Genomic DNA, 17,618 nt, shown 5'->3' on the forward strand with positions numbered 1-17,618 from the left:
CGTCTAACTCTCCATGGTTAACGGGATACTTTGCCCAGCATGCGCTTGAGGGTGGCATCCTTATCTATAAAATGGTGCTTCAGGGCGGCGATCGCGTGGAGCAGGGAAATAATTACCACCGTCCAGGCCAGCCAAAGATGAACCGTGCCCGCGAGGTCGGCCTGGCTGGCGAAGTCGGTAAGCGTTGCCGGAACATCAAACCAGCCAAACACGCTGACAGGTTTCCCGTCCGCGGTGGATATCAGGTAACCGCTCAGTAAAATAGCGAACAACAATGCGTACAGCAGAATATGGGCGATTGACGCGCTAATTCGGGTCAGGCGTGAATAACTTTTCAGCGCCGGGGGAGGAGGCGAAATAAAACGCCAGATAACACGAATGACCAGCCCCAGCATCAGTAAAATACCCATACTTTTGTGGATCTCTGGCGCTTTGTGATACCAGACGTCGTAATAACCGAGGGTGACCATCCAGAGGCCAAGGGCAAACATCCCGTAAACCGTGGCGGCGGTCAGCCAGTGAAGCAGTACCGAAAGATGTCCGTAGCGATCGGGTGAATTTCGCCATTGCATAATTATGCGTCCATGTATTTTTCTGAAGAAATTAAAAATAGGCTTTCTGTTAACCTCAGATCAACATAAATATGCTTTTTTATAAATATATCTTACCTGTTTCTATTTTTTTGAATGACTCATGCCGATTGTTATCAGTTGAGTCGAATGAATAGTGGTTTTTTCAGGTGGGAAGCCGAGTTGAAATAATAATTGTGAATTTAATTGTTTGCATTAAAACTATATTTATTTAAATTCATCGTCAATTATTGTCAATATAACCGGCGACGAGTTATTTAATAAAAATAGATATAAGCAAGATCGATTATCGCCACGATGGCCCAGAGAATAAGATAAAGGATAAAGTGCTCGCGGATATTATTGGTTAAAAAATGAATAAATTTGCTCATGGCGACTCCGGTTAAAAAGTGGCGGAAGGTTCCGCCACCGGGAGATTTTACGCCGTTTTAAAGCGAGAAAGTGCGAACGGGGACAAATCAAATGCAGGTTTTTGCCCCAGAGCAAACTGACAGGCAATCTCGCCCAGTACGGAGGCGAATTTAAAGCCGTGCCCGCTCAGGCCGGTAATCACCAGCGTATTGTCATGGCCGGGCAGGGTATCAATGATGAAGTCTTCATCCGGCGAATTGTCATAGGTGCAGGCTTTTCCGTGCAGGCAGCAGCCAATACCCGGCAGGAACTCGCGCAGGAAGGGAAACACTTCGGAGCCGTCGCTGGCGAGGGCGCCAAATGGCTTACGCTGCTCGTGGGAGTCGATGTTCTGGCCGCCGTTGTGTTTGCCGAGCTTGAGCTCGTTGTCCTCAGCCGGGAAGCCGTAATACTGGTCGCCGTTGGGCGTTTCGGCGGTAAAGGCCGGGAATTTGTTGTTCTCGCTGTAGCGCCCATCGGCCTGGTGCCAGGCAAAGATTTTGCGTACTGGCGTAACCGGCAGTTCCGGCAGCAGTTTGCTGACCCAGGTTCCGGCGCTGAGCAGTAGCTTGCTGCCGTGATATTCGCCTTCTTCGGTGACTACGGTCACGCCTTCTTCCCCGTGGTGAATATCGGTGACGCGGCAGTTGAACAGCTGCGCGCAGCCGCCCTGTTTTGCGAGGCTGATATACGTCTCAACGGCGATTTCGCTTTTAAGCACCCCTGAGTTCGGCTCAAACAGGCCTACATAATTTTCAGGCACCACGATTTCCGGCCAGCGGGCAGTTACCGCCGCTGAGTCTAATGTTTCCAGCGGCAGAGAGAATTTTTCGGCGCTGGCCGCTACATTGCGAATAAACGCCGAATCAGCGGGGCCGAGGTTGATAACGCCGGTGCGGTGAAACAGCTTTTCGCCGCTGGTTTCCGCCAGCGCATCCCACAGTTTCTGGGCGCGCAGCACCATAGACACGTATTTTTCCCCTTCACCGTAGGCGTGGCGGATAAGACGAGTACCGCCGTGGTGGCTACCCTGGTCGTGCGGCGGGTGGCCGCTATCAATCATCAGCACCTTGAGGCCTGAGTGGGTTGCATAGCAGCCTGCTGCTGCGCCGACGGAGCCGCTGCCGACGATAATGAGGTCGTAGTTCATAAGCTTTTCTCTGTGGAAAATTATCTGTAGCAGGGTAATTAATTCGCCGTGGGGATGCAATTAACGGTACGGATAAAATAAAAAAGGCACCCATTGGGTGCCTGTGGCTTTTGTCAGCATTGCTCGTCAATGCTTGCGATAATCGTTTTGCTGATAATCACTGGATTCAATCTTTGCAATCCCGGCTTCGAGAATTGATATAAATTGCCGGGCGACATCGGTGGTCAGCCAGAGCGTCTGGCCTACCTCGGTTTCATCTTGCTTCTGATTATTGGATGTCAGGTAGTGCAGGCGCAGCATCATGGCATCGTAGCTATCGACGGTGCTGATGTCCCATCCGACGAGGGGATGAGTCTGAATAACATCACTATTTTTTTCCATCATAACCCCTTTTATACGTGTTTAAAGACAACGGCTAGCGAGGTTCATGCGTGATTTATCGTGAAGCGACTTAAGTATATCAATACTCTGTATGTATGGGGGTTAAATAAATACTCCGCAACACTTTTTTTGCATTATTGACGTTGGATGAGCAATAAATCGACAGGCTATTCCGATTTGTCTGAGATAAAGTGGAAATTAATCAGCGGGTAGTTTAAAAAATGAGCAAAATAAAGCGTAGAAATAAAAAAACCGGATGGCGACACCCGGCAAAAAAGTACCAACATAATTGAGGGTATTAGTCGGCGGAAAACCAATCGTCAGCGCTTTCCCAGGTTTCCTGGAGGATCTCGCTGATTCGCGTTTTATCTTCTTTTGCTCCGCCCAGCACCGAAAGGTTGTTGCCGGACGCGTAGCGCACCTGGACTTCGCTGCTGGTGTCGGGGAAATGCTGATTAATACGGCGGGAAAGCTCGCTGGCAAGGGCGTCAATCGCCCCCGGCGGTAGCGGTGTAGTTTTAGCTATAGTGACTTCAATACGCATAACGACCCCCTGTACAATATACTGGATATTTATACAGCTTAATTGTCCACTTCGCAACAGGGGGCGCTGAAAAATTTAGCGTTTTACCGACCAGACAACCTCTTCCCCGGCGAGGAACGGCACGATGCTGTCATCTTCGGTTTCAATCAGCTCCGGCATTTTCTCCGCCACGCGCACCAGCTCGATGCTCTCTTCATTCACCGGCAGGCCGTAGAAACGCGGGCCGTTCAGCGAAGTAAAGGCTTCGAAGTGCTGCAAGGCATTCATCTCTTCAAATACCGTGGCATAGGCGCCAAGGGCAGAAGGCGCGTTAAAGCAGCCCGCACAGCCGCAGCTGGCTTCTTTACGGTGACGAGTGTGCGGAGCCGAGTCGGTGCCGAGGAACACGCGTTCGCAGCCGCTGGCGACCAGCGCACGCAGCGCTTCCTGATGAACGCTACGTTTCAGGATAGGCAGACAGTAAAGGTGAGGGCGAATACCGCCAACCAGCATATGGTTGCGGTTAAACATCAGATGCTGAGGCGTGATAGTGGCCGCAATTAGCGAATCACCTTCCTGCACATACTGAGCGGCGTCTTTGGTGGTGATATGTTCGAACACCACTTTCAGGCCCGGCAGCTGGCGGCGCAGCGGCTCCATTACGGTTTCAATAAAGCGGGCTTCGCGGTCGAAAATATCGATATCGGCGTGGGTGACTTCGCCATGCACTAGCAAAGGCATGCCGATTTTTTGCATGCGCTCCAGCACCGGCATAATTGCGGCCGTACTGGTTACGCCGTGGGCGGAGTTGGTTGTCGCGTTTGCCGGGTACATCTTGGCCGCTGTAAACACGCCTTGGTTAAAGCCGCGCTCCAGCTCGTTCGGGTCGAGCGTGTCGGTCAGGTAGCAGGTCATCAGAGGTTCAAACTTCTGCCCGGCAGGCACGGCATCCAGAATACGCTGGCGATAGGCAACGGCAGCTTCAACGCTGGTAATCGGCGGCACAAGGTTAGGCATCACAATCGCGCGGCCAAAATCCTGGCTGGTATAAGGCACCACGGTTTTCAGCATCTCGCCGTCGCGAAGGTGGATATGCCAGTCGTCTGGGCGGCGGATTTTTAATACCTGAGGTAATGCGGTCATGAATGTGCTCCGGCGTGTGAGGGAAAATCAGTCATCTGGGGCTGGTTTTATGCCGGGCACTAAGGATAAGGGGAAACGTTATCGTTTGCACCACTTATGTTGCACAAACTCATCGGGACAGTTAGCTGCCCCGATGGTTAAGCGATTAGTCGGTGAAAGGAATAACGATCTCGCCGGGTTTGACTTCAATCCCTTTGGCATATTTCTTCGCCAGCGACTCGCCTTTGCTGCGATCTTCACTCAGAACGTAGGCCGGCTGCTGGTTAAAGTAATTGCGCAGCGACTGGTTCAGATAAGGGACGATGGTTTGCAGCACGCTCTGCATTTTTTGCGGCTCAACCTGGGCATCCACCACTTCCATTTCCTGCAGGAAGATAGCGCCTTTCTCTTTGTTGAACACCGGCAGCGCCTTGAGCTTCAGCTTCAGGGTGGCTTTCTGGTTGCCGAACAGAGAAGACATATCCAGGTTAGCATCGCCGGTTAGCGTAACTTTGTTTGGCTCTTCCCGGCCAATCTGGCTGGTGAGATTAGTCAGCACAACGTGCGCGTCTGCAATACCGGGCAGGCCGATATCTTTTGAGAAGTTATTGTGTTTCTCCAGCGCCTGGTTAATCTCCTGTTCATTGACGCTGTACTGCGTTAATTGGTTACATCCTGCCAGCAGGCCGCTGAGCATCAATGCTGCGGCAAAAACAATCTTCTTCATAGGCTTCCTCAAATAGCGGCTCCAATGCCGTGCCTTGCGTTAATCAGCATAATCCGACACGGCAGGCGCTGCTACCGGAAAAGTATGAAAGCGGGATGCTTACCTCTGGCCGCCCGGCTCCAGCATCGTCGGCTCTACCCGCTTAAGGCTAAACTGCCACCACAGCGCGGCAAGCGTAATGCAGCCGATTATGCCGAGCATTGCCCACGGCAGTTCCGGCTGCCCGAGGGTTTTACCGACGTCAAATAACCAGCCGCCGCCCGTATAGCCGAGCGCTCCACCCAGCGATAAGCCTAAGCGGCTGAACCCCATATAGCTGCCGCGTGCGCGGGCGTCGGCAAGCGAGGCGCTCAGGGTTTCACGCGCCGGTTCGGCAATAATTGAGCCGATATAGAACGTGCAGATCAGGGCAAAGAGCTGTTGCAGGCTTGAGGCGAGGGCGATGGGCATCAGGCTGAGGGTCATCAGCACCAGGCCCGCCATTAAACGCTGCTCAAGGCGGAAGCGTTTTTCGCTCCAGCGGGCAATAGGATAGAGCAGCGTCAGGGAGAGTGCGGCTTCGATGGCATACATCCACTTCACCGCCGATGGCGTACCGGCGATGTCGTTAACCATCAGCGGCAGCATCAGCATCACCTGTACGGCCAGCATGTAATAGCCGGTCAGCGTTAGCACATAAGTAACGAATCGCTTATCCCGGAACACGCGGCTCATCCCTTCGCGCATTGGCGTGCGGATGGTTGAAAGCTTATAGGCCGGAAGCAGCCAGGCGTTCAGCGCGGCGCAGAGCACAAACATTACCGCTCCTGCGGTGCAAACCAGGCGGAAGTCGTATTGCAGGAGCCAACTGCCGAGCAGGGCGCCAATAACCGCCCCGGCGCTGTCCTGCATCATCAACAGAGAGAAGAAGCGCCCGCGGTGCTGAGGACGAACCAGTTTGACGACAAGCGCAGAGCGCGGCGGATCAAACAGCGTACCGCCGATGGCGGAAAGCAGGCAGGAAAGCCACAGCATCCAGGGTTCAGTGGCGATGCCCATGGTGGCAAACCCGGCGGCTCGCAGCAGCATTCCGGTGACAATCATCGGCTTGGCGCCCAGACGGTCGGCGATAGCTCCGCCAAACACGCCCAGCCCCTGCTGAATAAACTGACGCAGGCCGAGGGCAATACCCACCATCAACGCGGCCCAGCCGAGCTGATCAACGAAGCGAATGGAAATTAAAGGGAAGACGACGAAAAAGCCTAATACCACCAACATGTTATCAAGCAGCAGGAAATATTTACCCAGGCTCCTTGCCTGCGCCACCCGCGACATCTCCCCTCCAGGGAACTTAATTAAACAACACAGTAACTTATTCTCGCCCGTCGCCCTGGCTTTTGACACCCGGCGCAGGACAATATTTTTTTATCGTTCAGTGAGTTTGATTCAACTCTTTAATCGAAAAAAGTGATGTTGCTTCATGTTGTTGTTTTCACACGGCGGGCAGCCGCAGGTATAGTAACGGGAATAGCCCCGTTAACTGGGATGAAGGAGTGGGATGAACATGTTTGGCTACCGCAGTAACGTGCCGAAAGTCCGTCTGACCACGGACCGATTAGTGGTACGTCTGGTTTATGAGCGTGACGCCTGGCGTCTGGCGGATTATTACACCGAGAACCGTCAGTTTTTAAAACCCTGGGAACCCATTCGCGATGAAAGCCACTGTTACCCTTCCGGGTGGCAGGCAAGGCTCGGCATGATTAATGAAATGCATAAGCAGGGCAGCGCTTACTACTTTGCCTTGCTCGACCCGGAAGAGAAAGAAGTCATGGGTGTGGCAAATTTTTCCAACGTGGTTCGCGGCTCTTTTCACGCCTGCTATCTCGGTTATTCCATCGGCGAGAAGTGGCAGGGGCAGGGGCTAATGTATGAGGCGCTGACCAGCGCGATTCGCTATATACAGCGCAGCCAGAATATCCACCGCATTATGGCAAACTATATGCCGCATAATCAGCGCAGCGGCGACCTGCTGGCGCGGCTGGGTTTTGAGAAAGAAGGCTACGCAAAGGATTATTTGCTGATTGATGGCGCATGGCGGGACCACGTCCTGACCGCGCTGACCGCTAAAGACTGGACCCCAGGGCGTGGAGCGTAAAAATGAAATATCAGTTAACTGCGGTAGAAGCCCGCGTGATTGGCAGCCTGCTGGAAAAGCAGATAACGACGCCTGAGCAATACCCGATGTCGGTCAACGGCGTGCTTACCGCAAGCAACCAAAAGACCAACCGCGAGCCGGTAATGGAGCTGAAAGAGCATGAAGTCCAGGACACGCTGGACGCGCTGGTGAAAAGCCACTATCTGCGCACCGTCAGCGGTTTTGGCAACCGCGTGACGAAATATGAGCAGCGCTTCTGTAACTCCGAGTTTGGCAATTTAAAACTGACGCCAGCGGAAGTTGCGGTCATCACCACTTTGCTGCTGCGTGGAGCACAGACTCCGGGTGAACTGCGCAGCCGTGCCGCACGAATGTTTGAGTTCAGCGATATGGCGCAGGTCGAAGCCACGCTGGAAGGGCTGGCAAACCGCGAGGACGGGCCGTTTGTGGTACGCCTGGCCCGTGAGCCCGGCAAACGCGAAAGTCGCTATATGCACCTGTTCAGCGGCGAGGTAGACGTTTCAGCGCAGGTGGAACAGGGCAGCAGCCCGGCTTCTGAAGATCTCACCGCCAGAGTTGAGGCGCTGGAAAATGAAGTCGCCGACCTGAAGCAACGTCTGGACTCGCTGCTCGCTCACCTGGGAGATTAATCATGACTAAGCTGCGAATTGGCGTAGTGGGGCTGGGCGGCATCGCGCAGAAAGCCTGGCTGCCGGTGCTTGGGGCATCCAACGACTGGGCGCTGGTGGGCGCATTTTCACCCACCAGAGCGAAAGCGTTGCCGGTGTGCGAAACCTGGCGTATTCCCTACATCGGCTCTTTGAACGACCTGGCCGCGCAGTGCGACGCGGTGTTCGTCCACAGCGCCACCAGCTCGCATTATGCGGTAGTCAGCGAGCTGCTGAAGGCGGGCGTGAGCGTTTGTGTCGACAAGCCGCTGGCCGAAAATCTGGCGGATGCCGAGAGGCTGGTTGAGCTGGCCGAGCGCTCGAAGCGCACGCTGATGGTCGGGTTTAACCGCCGTTTTGCGCCTCGTTACCAGCAGCTAAAAGAGAAGCTGTCCGGCGGGGCTTCGTTGCGCATGGATAAGCACCGCACCGACAGCGTCGGTCCTCATGACCTGCGCTTTACGCTGCTCGATGATTATCTGCACGTTGTTGATACCGCGTTGTGGCTGGGCGGCGGTGCGGGGCAGTTACAAAGCGGCACCCTGCAAACCAACGAGCAGGGGCAAATGCTTTATGCTGAGCACCACTTCAGCCAGGGTAATCTGGCGATAACCACCAGTATGCATCGCCGCGCCGGAAGCCAGCGTGAATGGGTTCAGGCGGTTACCGACGGCGGATTGTTTGAGGTGACCGATATGCGTCAGTGGCGCGAAGAATGCGGCTCAGGCTTGGTAGAGCAGCCGATCCCGGGCTGGCAAACTACGCTTGAACAGCGCGGTTTTGCGGGCTGTGCACGCCACTTTATTGACTGCGTGGCAAATCAGACGGTTCCGGAAACCTCCGGCGAACAGGCGCTACTCGCGCAGCGCGTGGTGGAGAAGCTGTGGCGCGAGGCCATTAGCGAATAGTCTGTAACACATCGCGGTAGTATTTCGTCGCTGTATCGGTAGACTATGCCGACTTGTCATCATCCATCAACGCCTGCGCCGCAGGCGTTGATGTTTGTGGAATAACAAAATAAATGAACCTATTAAAATCGCTGGCGGCAGTCAGCTCGATGACCATGTTTTCCCGCGTGCTTGGCTTTGCGCGCGACGCCATTGTGGCGAGGGTATTTGGGGCAGGGATGGCGACGGATGCCTTTTTCGTTGCTTTTAAATTGCCGAATCTGCTGCGGCGTATTTTCGCCGAGGGCGCGTTCTCCCAGGCGTTTGTGCCGATTCTGGCCGAATACAAAAGCAAGCAGGGCGAAGATGCCACCCGCGTCTTTGTTTCCTATGTTTCCGGGCTTCTGACGCTGGCGCTGGCGCTGGTTACCGTGCTCGGCATGCTGGCCGCGCCGTGGGTGATTCTGGTGACCGCGCCGGGCTTCGCGGATACCGCAGACAAGTTTGCGCTGACCTCAAGCCTGCTGCGTATTACTTTCCCTTATATTTTGCTTATCTCGCTGGCGTCGCTGGTGGGGGCCATCCTGAATACCTGGAACCGTTTCTCGGTACCGGCGTTTGCCCCGACCTTCCTTAACCTCAGCATGATAGGCTTTGCGCTGTTTGCCGCGCCGCATTTTAACCCGCCGATCCTGGCGCTCGCCTGGGCGGTGACCGTGGGCGGGGTATTACAGCTCGCCTACCAGCTTCCTCATCTCAAGAAAATCGGCATGCTGGTGCTGCCGCGTATCAGCTTTAAAGACGCGGGGGCGATGCGGGTCATCAAGCAGATGGGCCCGGCTATTCTTGGGGTTTCGGTCAGCCAGATCTCGCTTATCATTAACACCATTTTCGCCTCCTTCCTGGTTTCCGGCTCGGTCTCCTGGATGTATTACGCCGACCGCCTTATGGAGTTCCCTTCCGGGGTGCTGGGCGTGGCATTGGGCACTATTTTGCTGCCGTCGCTGGCGAAAAGTTTCGCCACCGGCAACCATGACGAATATTCGCGCCTGATGGACTGGGGGCTGCGCCTTTGCTTCCTGCTGGCGCTGCCGAGTGCGGTTGCGCTGGGTATCCTGGCAAAACCGCTTACCGTTTCGCTGTTCCAGTATGGTAAATTCACCGCCTTCGATGCGCTGATGACCCAGCGCGCGCTGGTGGCTTACTCCGTCGGCCTGATGGGGCTTATCGTGGTTAAAGTGTTAGCGCCGGGCTTTTACTCGCGCCAGGACATTAAAACCCCGGTCAAGATTGCCATCGTGACGCTGATCCTGACCCAGTTGATGAACCTGGTATTTATCGGGCCGCTGAAGCATGCGGGACTTTCGCTGTCCATTGGTCTGGGAGCCTGTATTAACGCCTCGCTGCTCTACTGGCAGCTGCGCAAGCAGGATATCTTCCAGCCGCAGCCTGGCTGGAGCGCGTTTCTGCTGCGCCTGGTGGCGGCGGTCATTGTGATGTCCGCGGTGCTGATTGGCCTGATGCACCTGATGCCGGCCTGGGACTTAGGCGCGATGCCGTATCGCCTGGTGCGGCTGATGGCGGTGGTGCTGGCCGGTATTGCTGCCTACTTTGCGACGCTGCTTTTGCTGGGCTTCAGGTTGAAAGATTTTGCCCGGCGCACGATATAACTTTTCCTGAGGTGGATGGCGCTTTGCGCGCTCCACCCTATTCTTTATATGTTGAATGTTTAATTAGGTGATAGAGCGATGAACGGAATAATCACAACCTGGTTCGAAGATAAAGGCTTCGGATTTATCAAAGATGAAAACGGCGATAACCGTTACTTCCATGTGATTAAAGTCGCCAACCCGGAGCTGATTAAGAAAGACGCCGCGGTGACCTTCGAGCCGGGGACTAACAATAAAGGGCTGTCCGCATTTGCCGTGAAGGTCGAGCCGGAGAGCAAGCATATCTTTATTGCCGGTGAGCGTTTCAAAATTACCGCGATTAAATCCTTCCTGGTCTACAGCGAAGAGAAGCCGGTAGAGGCGAAAATCGATAAAGAAAATGCGGTATTGTCCGTTGGCCTGCTGATGAACAGCATTCGCCCGAAGACAGAGAAGAAAGAAGGGGAGATGCGTAGCGTGAAGATGCTGGCGATTACTACCTTCCAGAACACCACGCATATCTTCTCGGAAGATGAGATTGATGTGGACGCTACCGCAAAAATTCTGAACGCCCTGTAATAGCAAAACTGCTGGCGCCTGAGTCAGGCTGCCAGCAGTTATCAAAATTATTTAAAAATCAGATACTGATTTTTTTGCCGCCGCGATTGTTTCCGGACGTAGCCTGCCCATCCGCACCGTAAAAGTCAGGAGCCTGATGCGGCTTCAGTACCGCCAGCGCCTGTTCGTTACGGGCCAGCTGGTCTTCCAGTAACCAGCCGTTATGCTGGTTGATATCCCTCAAATGCTGGGTTTTTTGCGTAATCGTCTGCCAGCGCTGGTTGATATCAATATTGATAACCGCTCCGGCATTTTGCTCAGCGCGGCGCTGCTGCTCCAGGTAGTCCAGCGTAGCCAGCAGCGAACTTTTATCTTCAGTTATACGTTGCAGCGCGTTGCCGTTTATCAGGCCTGCGGAAAGCTGCAGCTGTTCGGCGTCCATCACCTCTTTCAGTGAATTCAGCACCGCGGTCATTTGGTCCAGCACTTCTAACAGACGACTCACCGTTATTTACTCGATAAATAGCTTTGGGCTTCCTGGATAAGCGCATCGGCGATTTTGCCGGTATCCATCTTCAGGTCGCCGTTACGAATTGCCGTCTTCAGCGCTTCAACACGTTCCATGTTGATATCGCTGCTGCCTGGCTGCATCAATTTGGCCTGCGCATCGCTTAACTTCACGCTGGTGCTGTTAGCCGTGGCAGACTTTTCCAGACGGCCTTTCAGCGTCTGCGGCTCGCTGGTTTCACGAGGTTGTACGGTGCTTACCGGTTTCAATGGCGACGTGCGATCAATGCTCATTATTCTCTCCTCATCGAGGGGCTCGCGGCGTAAGAGCCAGTCAGTATCATTAGTTGATATTACTATCGGCAGTCGCCGCGGAATCTTTAAAAAGATTATAGATTAATCAGAATATTCCCATCAGAGTCTACCGTCCCGCTTACCACCTGTCCTGAAGACATTCTGACGCGGGCATTTTGCGCCACCGCCGCGTTGTTTAATGCCTTGCCTTCACCGTTGACGCTAAAGCCGTCTCCGGAGGCAATAACCTGCACCTGCTGCCCGGCTTTTACGCGCCATGCCTGGCGAACCATCGACTGAATAACGGGCTGGCCGGGGGCGATATCCCGCAGTGAAACCGCGTCAGTTGCCTGGCTGAGATTCATCATCGTTCTCGGCGGCAACTGGTCAAGACGGCCCTTTTTTAGTTCAACGCTGCTCTCGTCGAGCCTTGAGCCACGGCTAATAGCCCGCGCCGCTGCCACATAATTTCCGGTCGCAATAACCTGAACCTGAATAAACCGTTTGTCGCTCCCGCAGCGCGCCATCACGCTGACGTTGCCCCAAAGCTTAGCGTTGCCCGGGGTTGAAAACTCCGGATACGGGCAGGCGGGAAGCTGCGCATCTGCGGTTCTCACGTTGACGCTGACGTCGTCGCTAATCCCCGCCAGACGCTGCTGGAAATACTGGGTCAGCGGCTGGTCCAGCGTACCCGCCAGGGCCAGCTGGCTTACCAGCATGGTTGCCACGCCACTCCAGATTTTCAGGCTTCTCATCGCGCTTCTCCGTTTTCAGGTTGCGGTGATTTTAACCGCGAGCCGATTTGATCAAGGCGATAAATAGCGACGTATTTTGTGCTTATTCCACCCATCACGTACGCGTAAGGGGCTTTAAGCTTTCGGACGATTCCTAATTCTATGGACCATGGAGGAAGCATGCTCGATAAACTGGACGCCGCACTGCGATTTCAGCAAGAAGCGCTTAATTTGCGTGCTCAGCGTCAAGAGATCCTGGCCGCGAATATCGCCAATGCCGACACGCCGGGCTTTCAGGCGCGCGATATCGACTTTGCCAGTGAAATGAAAAAAGTGATGGAGCGCGGACGCGTTGAAGGCGGCGGGATGTCCCTTGCGCTGACTTCTTCACGCCATATCCCGGCACAAACCCACTCCACTCCGTCGCTCAATCTCCTCTACCGCGTACCTGACCAGCCAGCAATGGACGGCAACACCGTCGATATGGACCGCGAGCGTACGCAGTTTGCTGATAACAGCCTGAACTACCAGACCAACCTTACGGTTCTTGGTGGGCAAATCAAAAGCATGATGTCTGTGCTTCAGGGGTAATTGATGGCTTTACTCAATATTTTTGATATCTCGGGTTCGGCAATGGCCGCCCAGTCCCAGCGCATGAACGTGGCGGCGAGTAACCTCGCCAACGCCGACAGCGTAACCGGGCCGGACGGACAGCCTTACCGCGCAAAACAGGTCGTTTTCCAGCTCGATGCCGCGCCAGGCGCTGCCACCGGCGGCGTAAAAGTGACCAAAGTGATAGAGAGCGACGCGCCGGACAAAATGGTGTTCCAGCCTGGAAACCCGCTTGCCGACGCGCGTGGCTACGTGCGCATGCCTAACGTGGACGTGGTGGGGGAAATGGTTAACAGCATGTCCGCCTCCCGCAGCTACCAGGCCAACGTCGAAGTGCTCAATACCGTGAAGGGCATGATGATGAAAACGCTCACCCTCGGTCAGTAACAGGAGCCTATATGTCCATTGCAGTCAAAATGAACAACCCGGCTGATAATGTTGACCCTACGGCAGGGGCATCAAAAAACAGCCTGACGGGCAACAGCGCCTCCGACCTGCAGGGCAGTTTTCTGACCCTGCTGGTGGCACAGCTCAAAAACCAGGACCCAACCAACCCGATGCAGAACAACGAACTGACCACGCAGCTTGCGCAGATCAGTACCGTTAGCGGCATCGAAAAGCTGAACACCACCCTTGGCTCGGTTTCCGGCCAGCTTAATCAGAACCAGTCGCTGCAGGCCAGCGCCCTGATTGGCCACGGCGTGATGATCCCGGGTAACAAGATTCTGGCGGGTACCGACGCGACCACCAAGACCATCAGCACCACGCCGTTTGGCGTTGAGCTCCAGCAGGCTGCGGATAAAGTCACCGCCACGGTTACCGACAAAGACGGCAAAGTGGTGCGCACTATCGAAATTGGCGGGCTTAGCGCAGGTGTGCATACCTTCACCTGGGACGGCACGGCAAGCGACGGCACCGCGGTGGCGGATGGTTCATACAACGTAAGTATCAGCGCAACTAACGGCGGGACTCAGCTGGTGGCTCAACCGCTGAACTTCGCCATGGTGAACGGCGTCATCAATAACAAAGATGGCCTCAAGCTGGATCTCGGAACCTACGGTTCCACGACCCTCGATGCAATCAGGCAGATTATCTAAGCCTACAACCTTAGCAGGAGTAAGACATGGCGTTTTCTCAAGCGGTCAGCGGCCTGAATGCTGCGGCCACCAACCTGGATGTGATTGGTAACAACATTGCCAACTCCGCCACCTACGGTTTTAAATCCGGCACCGCTTCATTTGCCGATATGTTTGCAGGTTCCAAAGTGGGGCTGGGCGTTAAAGTTGTGGGTGTGACTCAGAACTTTAACAGCGGCACGCCAACCAACACCGGCCGCGGCCTGGACGTTGCTATCAACCAGAACGGCTTCTTCCGCATGGTCGATAGCGCAGGCTCCGTGCTGTACAGCCGTAACGGTCAGTTCACGCTCGACCCAAGCCGTAACCTGGTAAACATGCAGGGCCTGAGCCTGACCGGCTACCCGGCAGTAGGCAGCCCGCCGACTATTCAGCAGGGTGCGAGCCCGGTTGCTTTGTCCGTTCCTAATACCCTGATGCCGGCCAAAATCACCACCACGGCCACCATGCAGGTTAACCTGAACTCTACCGACAAAGCGCCAACCGTAGCATTTAACCCGGCTAACCAGGACAGCTTTAACAAAAGCGGCCCGCTGACAGTGTATGACAGCCAGGGTAACGCTCACAACATGAACGTTTACTTTGTCAAAGATGCTACCACGGCGAATACCTGGCATGTTTATGCTCAGGACAGCAGCATGCCAGCGACTACGCCGCCAACTTTCCAGACGCTGCCTAATATCACCTTTGATAGCAACGGCAATATGACGTCAGCCTCGGTAGTAAACAATGTTCAATCGGGAGCAACCAATGGTGCTACGCAGGCAAACTTCAGCATCGACTTCAAAAACTCGATGCAGCAGAACACCGGCGCGACCACTATCGTTGGCACTACCCAGAACGGTTATAAACCTGGCGAGCTTATCTCTTACAGCATCAACAACGATGGCACCATCGTGGGTAACTACTCTAACGAGCAGAACCAGCTGTTAGGGCAAATCGCGCTGGCAAACTTCGCTAACCCGGAAGGCCTGACGCCGCAGGGCGATAACGTCTGGGCGGCAACTAACTCTTCCGGCGTGGCGCTGCTGGGCACCGCGGGCACCGGTAACTTCGGCACCCTGACCAGCGGTGCGCTGGAGTCTTCAAACGTCGATCTGAGTAAAGAACTGGTGAACATGATCGTCGCGCAGCGTAACTATCAGTCGAATGCGCAGACTATCAAAACCCAGGATCAGATCCTCAACACCCTGGTTAACCTGCGCTAAGCGCCTGACGGGACGGTTTAATGGATCACGCAATCTACACCGCCATGGGCGCGGCCAGTCAAACCCTGAACCAACAGGCCGTGACGGCAAGCAACCTGGCGAACGCTTCTACTCCCGGCTTCCGGGCGCAGCTTAATGCCCTGCGTGCGGTGCCGGTTGAAGGGCTTTCTCTGCCAACCCGTACCCTCGTCATCGCCTCTACGCCTGGGGCGGATATGACGCCGGGTCAAATGGATTACACCTCGCGCCCTACGGACGTTGCTTTACAGCAGGATGGCTGGCTGGCGGTGCAGACTCAGGATGGCACAGAAGCTTATACCCGCAACGGTAATATCCAGGTCAGCCCCGCCGGTCAGTTGACCATCGGTGGCCGTCCGGTTATTGGCGACGGCGGCCCGATTGCCGTGCCGGAAGGTGCTCAGGTGACTATCGCCGCGGACGGCACCATCTCCGCGCTGAACCCGGGCGACGCGCCAAATACTATTGCGCCGATTGGCCAGCTTAAGCTGGTGAAAGCGACGCAGCGGGAAGTGGTGCGCGGCGATGACGGTTTGTTCCGCCTTAACCCAGCCGCGCAGGCCACTCGCGGCGCGGTATTACAGGCTGACCCAACCATCAAGGTGATGTCCGGCGTGCTCGAAGGCAGTAACGTTAAACCGGCGGAAGCGATGGCGGATATGATTGCCAACGCCCGCCGCTTTGAAATGCAGATGAAAGTGATTGCCGGCGTTGACGAAAACGAACAGCGCGCCAACACGCTGCTGCAAATGTCCTGACGGCCGCTTACTAACAACAGGATTCAAACATGATCAGTTCTTTATGGATCGCCAAAACGGGTCTTGATGCACAGCAAACCAATATGGATGTGATTGCCAACAACCTGGCAAACGTCTCCACTAACGGTTTCAAGCGTCAACGCGCCGTGTTTGAAGATTTGCTTTATCAAACCATCCGCCAGCCTGGCGCGCAGTCTTCTGAACAGACTACGCTGCCGTCGGGCCTGCAGATTGGTACCGGCGTTCGCCCGGTCGCGACTGAACGTCTGCACAGCCAGGGCAACCTGTCCAAGACCGACAACAGCAAAGACGTGGCAATTAAAGGCGAAGGTTTCTTCCAGGTGCTGCTGCCGGACGGTACGTCGGCCTACACCCGCGACGGCTCCTTCCAGACTGACCAGAACGGCCAGCTGGTGACGGCGGGCGGTTTCCAGGTTCAGCCTGCGATAACCGTTCCGGCCAACGCCCTTAGCATTACCATCGGGCGCGACGGCGTGGTGAGCGCAACCCTGCAGGGGCAAACTGCCCCGGTACAGGTTGGCCAGCTGAACTTGACCACCTTTATGAACGATACCGGTCTGGAAAGTATTGGTGAAAACCTCTACACCGAAACCCAGGCATCCGGCGCGCCAAACGACACCACTCCGGGGTTGAACGGTGCCGGCCTGCTGTATCAGGGCTACGTTGAGACCTCAAACGTGAACGTTGCTGAAGAACTGGTGAATATGATCCAGGTTCAGCGCGCTTACGAAATTAACAGCAAGGCGGTCTCCACGACCGACCAGATGCTGCAAAAACTGACGCAAATGTAAGGCGTTTGCCGGCGCGCATACGCGCGTCGGCTGCCGTGACCTGAAGATGAAAGCAATGCAAAACCCAATGGTGCTCCGTCCTGTTGTTCTGAGTCTGGTGCTTGCCGTAAGCGGCTGCGCCCTTGTACCAAGTAAGCCGCTGGTTGAAGGTGCTACCACCGCCCAGCCGGTGCCCGGTCCTGCTCCTGCGATCAATGGGTCCATTTTCCAGACAGCACAGCCGATGAACTACGGTTATCAGCCGCTGTTTGAAGACCGCCGCCCGCGTAATATCGGCGACACCCTGACCATCCAGCTTCAGGAAAACGTTAGCGCCAGTAAAAGTTCCTCTGCGAATGCCAGCCGCGACGGTAAATCGGCGCTTGGCTTTGATACCGTGCCGACCTTCGCCGCCGGGCTGTTGGGCAATGGAAAAGCCGATCTGAATGCCTCCGGCAGCAACGGCTTTAACGGTAAAGGCGGCGCCAACGCCAGCAACACCTTTAGCGGCACCCTGACGGTAACCGTCGACCAGGTGCTGACCAACGGCAACCTGCATGTGGTGGGCGAGAAACAAATAGCCATCAATCAGGGAACAGAATTTATACGCTTCTCAGGCGTAGTGAACCCGCGCACCATCAGCGGCAGCAACACGGTTGCCTCCACCCAGGTGGCGGATGCCCGAATTGAGTATGTCGGTAACGGCTATATTAATGAAGCGCAGAATATGGGCTGGCTGCAGCGCTTCTTCCTTAACGTATCGCCGATGTAAGCGAGGGGT

At 55.2% G+C, this 17,618-nt stretch carries 23 protein-coding genes; 12 read left to right on the forward strand and 11 right to left on the reverse strand.

Annotation, left to right across the window (positions count from 1 at the left end):
- Window positions 1-17 precede the first annotated feature (17 nt).
- The 8 genes from HMPREF0201_RS06945 to mdtH form a co-directional block, all read right to left on the reverse strand.
- The gene (locus tag HMPREF0201_RS06945) at window positions 18-572 is read right to left on the reverse strand and encodes a cytochrome b (protein WP_039898079.1); all 555 of its coding nucleotides are present in this window, start codon (window positions 570-572) and stop codon (window positions 18-20) included.
- A gap of 275 nt (window positions 573-847) precedes the next feature.
- Window positions 848-961, reverse strand: coding sequence for a DUF2770 family protein (locus tag HMPREF0201_RS22455; protein ID WP_071704085.1), 114 nt, complete (start codon window positions 959-961; stop codon window positions 848-850).
- Window positions 962-1,008: 47 nt separating this feature from the next.
- Complete coding sequence (gene solA, locus HMPREF0201_RS06950) at window positions 1,009-2,130, reverse strand: N-methyl-L-tryptophan oxidase (protein WP_039898080.1); 1,122 nt, start codon at window positions 2,128-2,130, stop codon at window positions 1,009-1,011.
- Between the two features lie 126 nt (window positions 2,131-2,256).
- A complete protein-coding gene (bssS, locus tag HMPREF0201_RS06955) occupies window positions 2,257-2,511 on the reverse strand; it encodes a biofilm formation regulator BssS (RefSeq protein ID WP_039898081.1) in 255 nt (84 codons plus the stop codon).
- 298 nt (window positions 2,512-2,809) lie between these two features.
- Complete coding sequence (gene dinI / locus HMPREF0201_RS23180) at window positions 2,810-3,055, reverse strand: DNA damage-inducible protein I (protein WP_016535825.1); 246 nt, start codon at window positions 3,053-3,055, stop codon at window positions 2,810-2,812.
- 75 nt (window positions 3,056-3,130) lie between these two features.
- Entirely contained in the window at window positions 3,131-4,177 is a 1,047-nt protein-coding gene (gene pyrC, locus HMPREF0201_RS06965) for a dihydroorotase (RefSeq protein ID WP_016535826.1), read from the reverse strand.
- Window positions 4,178-4,322: 145 nt separating this feature from the next.
- Window positions 4,323-4,883 carry a lipoprotein gene (locus HMPREF0201_RS06970; RefSeq protein ID WP_016535827.1) on the reverse strand — a complete coding sequence of 187 codons (561 nt, stop codon included), beginning with the start codon at window positions 4,881-4,883 and terminating at the stop codon, window positions 4,323-4,325.
- Between the two features lie 99 nt (window positions 4,884-4,982).
- The gene (gene mdtH, locus HMPREF0201_RS06975; RefSeq protein WP_016535828.1) at window positions 4,983-6,197 is read right to left on the reverse strand and encodes a multidrug efflux MFS transporter MdtH; all 1,215 of its coding nucleotides are present in this window, start codon (window positions 6,195-6,197) and stop codon (window positions 4,983-4,985) included.
- A gap of 229 nt (window positions 6,198-6,426) precedes the next feature.
- On the opposite strand from mdtH, the gene rimJ reads away from it, so the two are divergent.
- The 5 genes from rimJ (at window position 6,427) to HMPREF0201_RS07000 (ending at window position 10,800) form a co-directional block, all read left to right on the forward strand.
- A complete protein-coding gene (gene rimJ, locus HMPREF0201_RS06980) occupies window positions 6,427-7,017 on the forward strand; it encodes a ribosomal protein S5-alanine N-acetyltransferase (RefSeq protein WP_039899225.1) in 591 nt (196 codons plus the stop codon).
- 2 nt (window positions 7,018-7,019) lie between these two features.
- Window positions 7,020-7,667, forward strand: coding sequence for a YceH family protein (locus HMPREF0201_RS06985; protein WP_016535830.1), 648 nt, complete (start codon window positions 7,020-7,022; stop codon window positions 7,665-7,667).
- Window positions 7,668-7,669: 2 nt separating this feature from the next.
- A complete protein-coding gene (locus HMPREF0201_RS06990) occupies window positions 7,670-8,593 on the forward strand; it encodes a Gfo/Idh/MocA family protein (protein ID WP_016535831.1) in 924 nt (307 codons plus the stop codon).
- A 113-nt stretch (window positions 8,594-8,706) separates the two neighbouring features.
- Window positions 8,707-10,242: a murein biosynthesis integral membrane protein MurJ gene (gene murJ / locus HMPREF0201_RS06995; RefSeq protein ID WP_039898082.1), complete on the forward strand. Its 1,536-nt coding sequence runs from the start codon at window positions 8,707-8,709 to the stop codon at window positions 10,240-10,242.
- A gap of 78 nt (window positions 10,243-10,320) precedes the next feature.
- Window positions 10,321-10,800, forward strand: coding sequence for a cold-shock protein (locus HMPREF0201_RS07000; RefSeq protein WP_016535833.1), 480 nt, complete (start codon window positions 10,321-10,323; stop codon window positions 10,798-10,800).
- A gap of 58 nt (window positions 10,801-10,858) precedes the next feature.
- Here HMPREF0201_RS07000 and flgN read toward each other — a convergent pair whose 3' ends face one another.
- The 3 genes from flgN to flgA all read right to left on the reverse strand — a co-directional run bounded on the left by flgN (window position 10,859) and on the right by flgA (window position 12,335).
- Window positions 10,859-11,284 (reverse strand): flagella biosynthesis chaperone FlgN, encoded by a 426-nt coding sequence (flgN, locus tag HMPREF0201_RS07005; protein ID WP_039898083.1) that lies wholly within the window; start codon window positions 11,282-11,284, stop codon window positions 10,859-10,861.
- Between the two features lie 2 nt (window positions 11,285-11,286).
- Window positions 11,287-11,580, reverse strand: a complete 294-nt coding sequence (gene flgM / locus HMPREF0201_RS07010) for a flagellar biosynthesis anti-sigma factor FlgM (RefSeq protein ID WP_016535835.1) — start codon at window positions 11,578-11,580, stop codon at window positions 11,287-11,289.
- A gap of 95 nt (window positions 11,581-11,675) precedes the next feature.
- Window positions 11,676-12,335 carry a flagellar basal body P-ring formation chaperone FlgA gene (gene flgA / locus HMPREF0201_RS07015; protein ID WP_016535836.1) on the reverse strand — a complete coding sequence of 220 codons (660 nt, stop codon included), beginning with the start codon at window positions 12,333-12,335 and terminating at the stop codon, window positions 11,676-11,678.
- Window positions 12,336-12,494: 159 nt separating this feature from the next.
- Between flgA and flgB the strand changes: the two genes are divergently transcribed.
- Genes flgB through HMPREF0201_RS07050 form a run of 7 tightly spaced genes read left to right on the forward strand, consistent with a single transcriptional unit; the run spans window position 12,495 to window position 17,609 of the window.
- Window positions 12,495-12,905, forward strand: a complete 411-nt coding sequence (gene flgB, locus HMPREF0201_RS07020; RefSeq protein ID WP_039898084.1) for a flagellar basal body rod protein FlgB — start codon at window positions 12,495-12,497, stop codon at window positions 12,903-12,905.
- A 3-nt stretch (window positions 12,906-12,908) separates the two neighbouring features.
- On the forward strand, window positions 12,909-13,313 hold the full coding sequence (flgC, locus tag HMPREF0201_RS07025) for a flagellar basal body rod protein FlgC (RefSeq protein ID WP_016535838.1): 405 nt from the start codon (window positions 12,909-12,911) through the stop codon (window positions 13,311-13,313).
- 11 nt (window positions 13,314-13,324) lie between these two features.
- Window positions 13,325-14,023, forward strand: a complete 699-nt coding sequence (flgD, locus tag HMPREF0201_RS07030; protein WP_016535839.1) for a flagellar hook assembly protein FlgD — start codon at window positions 13,325-13,327, stop codon at window positions 14,021-14,023.
- 26 nt (window positions 14,024-14,049) lie between these two features.
- Window positions 14,050-15,270: a flagellar hook protein FlgE gene (flgE, locus tag HMPREF0201_RS07035; RefSeq protein WP_016535840.1), complete on the forward strand. Its 1,221-nt coding sequence runs from the start codon at window positions 14,050-14,052 to the stop codon at window positions 15,268-15,270.
- A gap of 20 nt (window positions 15,271-15,290) precedes the next feature.
- Complete coding sequence (locus HMPREF0201_RS07040; protein WP_016535841.1) at window positions 15,291-16,046, forward strand: flagellar basal body rod protein FlgF; 756 nt, start codon at window positions 15,291-15,293, stop codon at window positions 16,044-16,046.
- A gap of 29 nt (window positions 16,047-16,075) precedes the next feature.
- A complete protein-coding gene (gene flgG / locus HMPREF0201_RS07045) occupies window positions 16,076-16,858 on the forward strand; it encodes a flagellar basal-body rod protein FlgG (protein WP_016535842.1) in 783 nt (260 codons plus the stop codon).
- A 55-nt stretch (window positions 16,859-16,913) separates the two neighbouring features.
- Window positions 16,914-17,609, forward strand: a complete 696-nt coding sequence (locus tag HMPREF0201_RS07050; RefSeq protein WP_115586290.1) for a flagellar basal body L-ring protein FlgH — start codon at window positions 16,914-16,916, stop codon at window positions 17,607-17,609.
- Window positions 17,610-17,618 lie beyond the last annotated feature (9 nt).

The sequence above is a fragment of the Cedecea davisae DSM 4568 genome (genome assembly GCF_000412335.2).
Classification (GTDB): domain Bacteria; phylum Pseudomonadota; class Gammaproteobacteria; order Enterobacterales; family Enterobacteriaceae; genus Cedecea; species Cedecea davisae.

Bases quoted from the DNA above. Each gene is read 5' to 3' on its own strand.
- bssS (WP_039898081.1), bottom strand. From the start codon at position 2,511: ATGGAAAAAAATAGTGATGTTATTCAGACTCATCCCCTCGTCGGATGG.
- rimJ (WP_039899225.1), top strand. From the start codon at position 6,427: ATGTTTGGCTACCGCAGTAACGTGCCGAAAGTCCGTCTGACCACGGAC.
- flgG (WP_016535842.1), top strand. From the start codon at position 16,076: ATGATCAGTTCTTTATGGATCGCCAAAACGGGTCTTGATGCACAGCAA.
- HMPREF0201_RS07040 (WP_016535841.1), top strand. From the start codon at position 15,291: ATGGATCACGCAATCTACACCGCCATGGGCGCGGCCAGTCAAACCCTG.
- flgA (WP_016535836.1), bottom strand. From the start codon at position 12,335: ATGAGAAGCCTGAAAATCTGGAGTGGCGTGGCAACCATGCTGGTAAGC.
- flgD (WP_016535839.1), top strand. From the start codon at position 13,325: ATGTCCATTGCAGTCAAAATGAACAACCCGGCTGATAATGTTGACCCT.
- dinI (WP_016535825.1), bottom strand. From the start codon at position 3,055: ATGCGTATTGAAGTCACTATAGCTAAAACTACACCGCTACCGCCGGGG.
- HMPREF0201_RS06990 (WP_016535831.1), top strand. From the start codon at position 7,670: ATGACTAAGCTGCGAATTGGCGTAGTGGGGCTGGGCGGCATCGCGCAG.
- flgC (WP_016535838.1), top strand. From the start codon at position 12,909: ATGGCTTTACTCAATATTTTTGATATCTCGGGTTCGGCAATGGCCGCC.
- pyrC (WP_016535826.1), bottom strand. From the start codon at position 4,177: ATGACCGCATTACCTCAGGTATTAAAAATCCGCCGCCCAGACGACTGG.
- HMPREF0201_RS06970 (WP_016535827.1), bottom strand. From the start codon at position 4,883: ATGAAGAAGATTGTTTTTGCCGCAGCATTGATGCTCAGCGGCCTGCTG.
- HMPREF0201_RS06945 (WP_039898079.1), bottom strand. From the start codon at position 572: ATGCAATGGCGAAATTCACCCGATCGCTACGGACATCTTTCGGTACTG.
- HMPREF0201_RS07000 (WP_016535833.1), top strand. From the start codon at position 10,321: ATGAACGGAATAATCACAACCTGGTTCGAAGATAAAGGCTTCGGATTT.
- flgM (WP_016535835.1), bottom strand. From the start codon at position 11,580: ATGAGCATTGATCGCACGTCGCCATTGAAACCGGTAAGCACCGTACAA.
- flgE (WP_016535840.1), top strand. From the start codon at position 14,050: ATGGCGTTTTCTCAAGCGGTCAGCGGCCTGAATGCTGCGGCCACCAAC.
- mdtH (WP_016535828.1), bottom strand. From the start codon at position 6,197: ATGTCGCGGGTGGCGCAGGCAAGGAGCCTGGGTAAATATTTCCTGCTG.
- HMPREF0201_RS22455 (WP_071704085.1), bottom strand. From the start codon at position 961: ATGAGCAAATTTATTCATTTTTTAACCAATAATATCCGCGAGCACTTT.
- murJ (WP_039898082.1), top strand. From the start codon at position 8,707: ATGAACCTATTAAAATCGCTGGCGGCAGTCAGCTCGATGACCATGTTT.
- solA (WP_039898080.1), bottom strand. From the start codon at position 2,130: ATGAACTACGACCTCATTATCGTCGGCAGCGGCTCCGTCGGCGCAGCA.
- HMPREF0201_RS07050 (WP_115586290.1), top strand. From the start codon at position 16,914: ATGCAAAACCCAATGGTGCTCCGTCCTGTTGTTCTGAGTCTGGTGCTT.
- flgB (WP_039898084.1), top strand. From the start codon at position 12,495: ATGCTCGATAAACTGGACGCCGCACTGCGATTTCAGCAAGAAGCGCTT.
- HMPREF0201_RS06985 (WP_016535830.1), top strand. From the start codon at position 7,020: ATGAAATATCAGTTAACTGCGGTAGAAGCCCGCGTGATTGGCAGCCTG.